This is a genomic window from Rhodoferax sp., assembly GCF_014859475.1.
Classification (GTDB): Bacteria; Pseudomonadota; Gammaproteobacteria; order Burkholderiales; family Burkholderiaceae_C; genus Rhodoferax.
In genome coordinates this window covers 1-5,404 of sequence record NZ_JACUUE010000166.1, presented here as the reverse complement: position 1 = coordinate 5,404, position 5,404 = coordinate 1, and the positions used below count along the sequence as shown (strand labels likewise).

Here is a 5,404-nt window from a genome sequence, read left to right as displayed (position 1 = left end):
GGCGTGCAACTCGCCGTGCTTGTCAGGGTTCAAATGAAGCTCTTCACCGGCCACGACGATGCTCCCCTGGTTGGGCTTTTCCAGCAGGTTGATGCAGCGCAAAAAGGTGCTTTTGCCCGAGCCCGAGCTGCCAATGATGCTGATCACATCGCCGGCGTGGGCTGTGAGCGACACACCCCTGAGCACCTCGTTGGCGCCAAAGCGCTTGTGGATGTTTTTGACCTGGAGTTTGAGGGGGATGGTGGTCATGGCAATGTTCATGGGTTGTCAGTCATGCACCCAGCAGGTCGCCGCTGCGAAACGGCTGGGCGCCGGCAATCTTGCCGAGCTCGCCACCTGCGGTGATGTAGCGGTCGCGGATGCGGGCATAAAACACACCAGCCACCCCCGCCGTGATGCGCTGGTGGGTGTTGGCAATCGGGTCAATGATTTCAGCCACCAGATCACCGGCTTGCAGATACTGGCCAACTTCTGCCGTAAACACCACCACACCGGGGCTGGACGCGTAAAGCGTTTCGGAACCCGCCAGCGGTGTTGCCGGGCACAGCGCCGCGGGCACTTGCGGGGGCTGCTGGCAAGCCAGAACCCCGATGAACTGCAGCCAGCCCACAACGGCTTTTGCATCGGCTGCAGCCCAGGCGTGGCTCACGTCGAGCTCGCCGCGCAGCTCGATGGTGGTGCTGCAGCAGCCTTGGGGTAGCGGCGCGTGGCAGCCCCGGGCTTGCAGGCGCTCGGCCAGTTGCCACCAGGCGCCCGACAGGCATTCATCAATGGGCCGGTTGCCCGAGCTTTTGGCCAGCAAAATCGCCCGGGCGCCCAAAAAGTGCGCCAGCGCCTGCAGCTGGGGCCAGCAGGCTTCTTCGGTGTAAAAGTGCAGCACGGCTTCGCAGTCGCAATGTAAATCAAGCATGAAGTCGGCATCATGCGCCAGCAGCAGTAGCGTGCGGCGCAGGCTTTGCAGCTCGGTCGTGGGCATTGATTGCTGCAGGTAATCACGCATGGCACGGCGCACCAAACCCACGTTGGCCAACGCATCTTCACCCAGCTGGCTGATCACAACAGGTTCAACGGCGGCAGCCAGATCGGGGTAGTGGCGGTTGAAGTTTTCCGAGGTGTCGAGCTCAAAGCGGCCCATGGGTTTGTGGTCGAGCCGCTGCGCCAGTCCGATGGGGTTGGCTACCGGCACCAGCACGATTTCGCCGTGGATTTGCCCTGCTGCCTCTGCCGCTTCAAGCAGCGCGCGCAAATGGTGCGCCACCAGCATGCCGGGTAGTTCCTCGGCGTGCAGGCTGGCCTGGATGTAAATTTTGTGACCGCTGCCGGGCTGGCCAAAATGAAAACTGGTGAGCGTTTTATGGCTGCCCAGGCTTGACGAGAGCAGCGGGTGGTCAATGCGTTGCATGGTTCGGGTTCAAAGTCTCAGCCTCTGTGTATTGCCAGGTAGGCCAGCAAGCGGCCCTCCGAAAAACGGAAGAAGCCGATCAGGCAAAACGAGGCCACCAGGTAAATGGCGGCAGCTGCCAGATAAGCCTCGAACGGCAGATAGTAGGTGGCATAAATGCGGCTTGCCGCCGAGGTGATGTCGAGCATGTTGGGCACCGCGCTGGCCAGGCTGGTGGCATGCAGCATCATGACCACCTCGTTGCTGTAGGCGGGCAGGGTGCGGCGCATGGCGCTGGGTAGCACCACCCGCAGCATGGTCTGAAAGCGGCTCATGCCGTAGGCGTGGGCGGCCTCGATCTCACCGGCGCTGGTCTCGCGGATGGCACCGGCCAGCATTTCGGCGGTGTAGCCCGCGGTGTTCAGGCTGAAAGCCAGCAGGGCGCAAAAGAAGGGTTCCTTGAAGTGGGTCCACGGCCAGACTGAATCCCAGCGCTGCTGTATCCACTCCAGCTGGCCCAGACCGTAATAAATCAGATAGACCTGAATCAGCAGCGGCGTGCCGCGAATCACAAAGGTGTAAGCGCCCACCAGCCAGCGCAGCGGTGCCCAGGGGCCGGTCAGGATTAGCGCAAAAATGAGCGACAGCACGGCACCCACGGCCAGCGATGAGAACAGCAGCCACACCGTGATAACAATCCCGTTGCCAAACAAGGCCAGGTTGTCCGGCTCAAAAATGACAGCCCATTCCATTACAGTTGCACCCTTTTTGTGCCCAGGCTGTAGCGGGCGTTGAGTTTTTTAAGGGCAAACAGGCTGATTGACGTATAGACCAGAAACAGCGCGCCGGTGAATAAAAAGAAGGCAAAGGGCGCACGCGTGGCGGCGCTGGCCTGCTTGGCCAGATAAGTCATTTCCTGCAAACCAATCAGGCTCACCAGCGCGGTGGACTTGATCAGCACCAGCCAATTGTTGGTGAAACCGGGCAGCGCGTAGCGCACCATTTGTGGCAGCGTGATGCGCAAAAATGTTTGTGATCGGCTCATGCCAAACGCCCAGGCGGCTTCCATCTGTCCTTTGGGGATGCTCAGAATGGCGCCGCGAAAGGTCTCGGTCATGTAGGCGCCGTAAATGAAACCGATGGTGATGACCCCGGCGGCAAAGGGCTCGATGTCAATGGTGGCCTCGCTGCCCATCTTTTCCAGCAGCGTGTTGATGCCAATCGTGCCGCCATAAAACACCAGCAGCATCAGTACCAGGTCAGGGATGCCGCGAATGATGGTGGTGTAAAAAGTGCCCAGCGCCACCAGCAGCGGGCGGCCCGAGAGCTTGGCAGCAGCACCAGCCAAGCCCAGCATGACGGACACCGCCAGTGCGCCCAGCGACACGCCCACCGTCAGCAGGGAGCCCTGCAAAATAACCAGTAGGTAAGACTGTGTGGTGGGGGTCATTGAGGCACCAGTGAACCGGCTCTTGACGTTTGCAGAGGAGGCCGGTTGTTTGCTGATGAATTACTTGCCGTACACGTCAAACTTGAAGTACTTGTCGTTGACGGCCTTGTACTTGCCGTTGCCGCGAAGGGTCACGATGGCCGCGTTGAGTTCCTTCTTCAAATCGTCCTGGCCCTTGCGCAGCGCCACACCGACACCGGTGCCGAAGTATTTGGGCATGTAGAGCTCTTCGCCGACAAACTGGTAATTTTCAGCACCCGGCTTGTCCAGGAAACCACCGCCCACTTCCATCACGTCAGCTACGGTGCCGTCGAGTCGGCCAGCCTTGATGTCCAGATAAACCTGGTCTTGTGCGTCATACGACACCACTTCGACACCTTGGGTCTTGAGCTCTCCCAAAGCGTATTTTTCTTGCGTGCTGGCTTTTAGTACGCCGATTTTCTTGCCTTTGATGGAGGCCGGGCCGTCGAACTTGATGTCCTTTTTCAGCACGATCTTGCTTGGTGTGTTGTAGTACTTGTTGGTGAAGTCCACCACTTTCAGGCGATCTGCGGTGATCGACATCGAACTGATGATGATGTCGTATTTCTTGGCCTGCAGGCCTGGAATCATGCCGTCCCAGGCTTGTTCGACAAACACGCATTTACGTTTGATTTCTTCGCACAGGGCGCTGGCAATGTCCACGTCGAAACCGGTAGGTTTGCCGTCAGCGGTCTTGTAGGTAAAGGGCTCGTAGGTGGCATCGATGGCCACCTTGAGGTCTTTGCCCTGGGCAAAGCTTGATGCGCACAGGGCGCTAATGGCAGCAGCGAGCAAAAGTTTTTTCATACAGTAACTTTCCGAATCAATGCCAGGAAGGATCCAGGCGGGTTAATAAAAAATTAAAAAACTGATTCTACGGTCTGGCAAAAGCCGGGCAGGGGTTGGTTTCTACTAGGTCATGCAATCGTCATGCCGGAAATGCGGTCATTCGGTGCCAGTTCTGGCATGATGTCAGCCATGGATGCCAATTTGCCGCCGCTGATTCTCGCTTTGCTCGACCCTGCACGCTACCCGGACGGCGTGGCGCGCGTTGAATTGGTGCAAACCCATATCTCGTGGGTGCTGCTGGCCGGTGACTTTGCCTACAAGATCAAAAAACCGGTCAAGCTGTCGTTTCTGGATTTCAGCACGCTGGCGCTGCGGCAAAAATATTGCCTCGAAGAGCTGCGCCTGAATCGCCGTTTTGCACCTGATCTGTATCTGGACGTGGTCGGTATTTTCAACACGCCGCAAGATCCGCAGTGGCATGGTTCTGGCGCACCGATTGAATACGCCGTCAAGATGCACCGTTTTGATGAAGCAAGCAGGCTGGATCATGTGTGCGCGCGCGGCGAACTGCAGCCCCAACACCTGTCAGCGCTGGCAGATGCTGTGGTGGCGTTCCACCAGACGGCGGCGGTGGCGCCAAAGGGTGCTTACTTTGGCTCGGGTGGGCACATTCTGCAACCCGCGCTGGACAACTTCACGGACTTGCTTCGCCTTTTGCCTGACGCGGGCCTGCAAACCCGCTTGCTCGCCATACGCGGCTGGACGCAAGCGCAATTCGAGCAACTGGCACCCCTCATGCAGGCGCGCCAGCAGGCAGGCAGGGTGCGCGAATGCCATGGCGATCTGCATCTGGCCAATATGGTGCTCATGAACGGGCGGGTGCAACTGTTCGATTGCCTCGAGTTCAACGAAGAGTTGCGCTGGATGGACGTGGCCAGCGAAATCGCGTTTGTTTATATTGACTTGCTGGAGCATCAGCAGCCCGGCCTGGCCGACTGGCTGCTCGACGAGGTCTTGAGCCGCAGTGGCGACTATGAGGCCGCGCAGGTACTGCGCTTTTATGCAGTCTATCGCGCCATGGTGCGGGCCAAGGTGGCTGCGCTGCGCTCGGTGCAAACGGGCGGCGACGACCGCGATTTGCAAGCCTACATCGCGCTGGCCGAGCGATTGCTCACGCCACCGCCGCCGTGTCTGGTGATCACCCATGGCTTGTCGGGCTGCGGTAAAACCGTGGCTTCTGATGCGCTGCTGCAATCGGACCCGCAGGCATCAACCCTGCGCCTGCGCTCGGACGTGCAGCGCAAGCGCCTGTTTGGGCTGGCGCGCACTGTCGCCAGCGGCTCGGGTGTGGGCGCTGGTATTTATGCCGCTGATGCGCATGAGCGCACCTATGCGCACCTGCGCGAGCAGGCTGCGCTGCTGCTGCAGGCCGGCTGGTCGGTGGTGGTGGATGCGGCCTTTTTAAAGCGCGCCGACCGCGATGCTTTTCGCGCGCTGGCCCAGCAAATGGGTGCCGGTTTCAGCATCCTGGCACCGCAAGCCAGCCCTGAGCAGTTGCGCCAGCGCATTGTGGCGCGCAGCGCGGCCGGGCGCGATGCGTCGGAGGCCACCCTAGCCGTGCTCGATCAGCAGATAAAAGTCGTCGAGCCTTTGGGCCCGGATGAAACGTGACGTGAAGGAGTGCCGTCATTGCGAACGCAGTGAAGATAAGCAATCCATGCAGTCGGAAGTCATGGACTGCCGCGCTACGCTTTCCATGAACA

At 59.6% G+C, this 5,404-nt stretch carries 6 protein-coding genes; 1 reads left to right on the top strand and 5 read right to left on the bottom strand.

Features of this window, described 5'->3' with window-relative positions; genetic code table 11:
* From IBX54_RS11970 to IBX54_RS11950, 5 genes are all read right to left on the bottom strand, one after another.
* Positions 1 to 249, bottom strand: a 249-nt coding sequence (locus IBX54_RS11970) for an ATP-binding cassette domain-containing protein (protein WP_367141836.1), incomplete at its 3' end; no start/stop codon positions are given.
* A 22-nt stretch (positions 250 to 271) separates the two neighbouring features.
* Positions 272 to 1,402, bottom strand: a complete 1,131-nt coding sequence (locus tag IBX54_RS11965) for a M14 family metallopeptidase (RefSeq protein ID WP_296542880.1) — start codon at positions 1,400 to 1,402, stop codon at positions 272 to 274.
* A 17-nt stretch (positions 1,403 to 1,419) separates the two neighbouring features.
* Positions 1,420 to 2,133 (bottom strand): ABC transporter permease subunit, encoded by a 714-nt coding sequence (locus tag IBX54_RS11960; protein ID WP_296542879.1) that lies wholly within the window; start codon positions 2,131 to 2,133, stop codon positions 1,420 to 1,422.
* Positions 2,133 to 2,831, bottom strand: coding sequence for an ABC transporter permease (locus IBX54_RS11955; RefSeq protein ID WP_296542878.1), 699 nt, complete (start codon positions 2,829 to 2,831; stop codon positions 2,133 to 2,135). The genes IBX54_RS11960 and IBX54_RS11955 overlap by 1 nt, the downstream gene beginning before the upstream one ends.
* Positions 2,832 to 2,891: 60 nt before the next feature.
* A complete protein-coding gene (locus IBX54_RS11950; RefSeq protein WP_296542877.1) occupies positions 2,892 to 3,659 on the bottom strand; it encodes a transporter substrate-binding domain-containing protein in 768 nt (255 codons plus the stop codon).
* 159 nt (positions 3,660 to 3,818) lie between these two features.
* On the opposite strand from IBX54_RS11950, the gene IBX54_RS11945 reads away from it, so the two are divergent.
* Positions 3,819 to 5,312, top strand: coding sequence for a bifunctional aminoglycoside phosphotransferase/ATP-binding protein (locus IBX54_RS11945; RefSeq protein WP_296542876.1), 1,494 nt, complete (start codon positions 3,819 to 3,821; stop codon positions 5,310 to 5,312).
* Positions 5,313 to 5,404 lie beyond the last annotated feature (92 nt).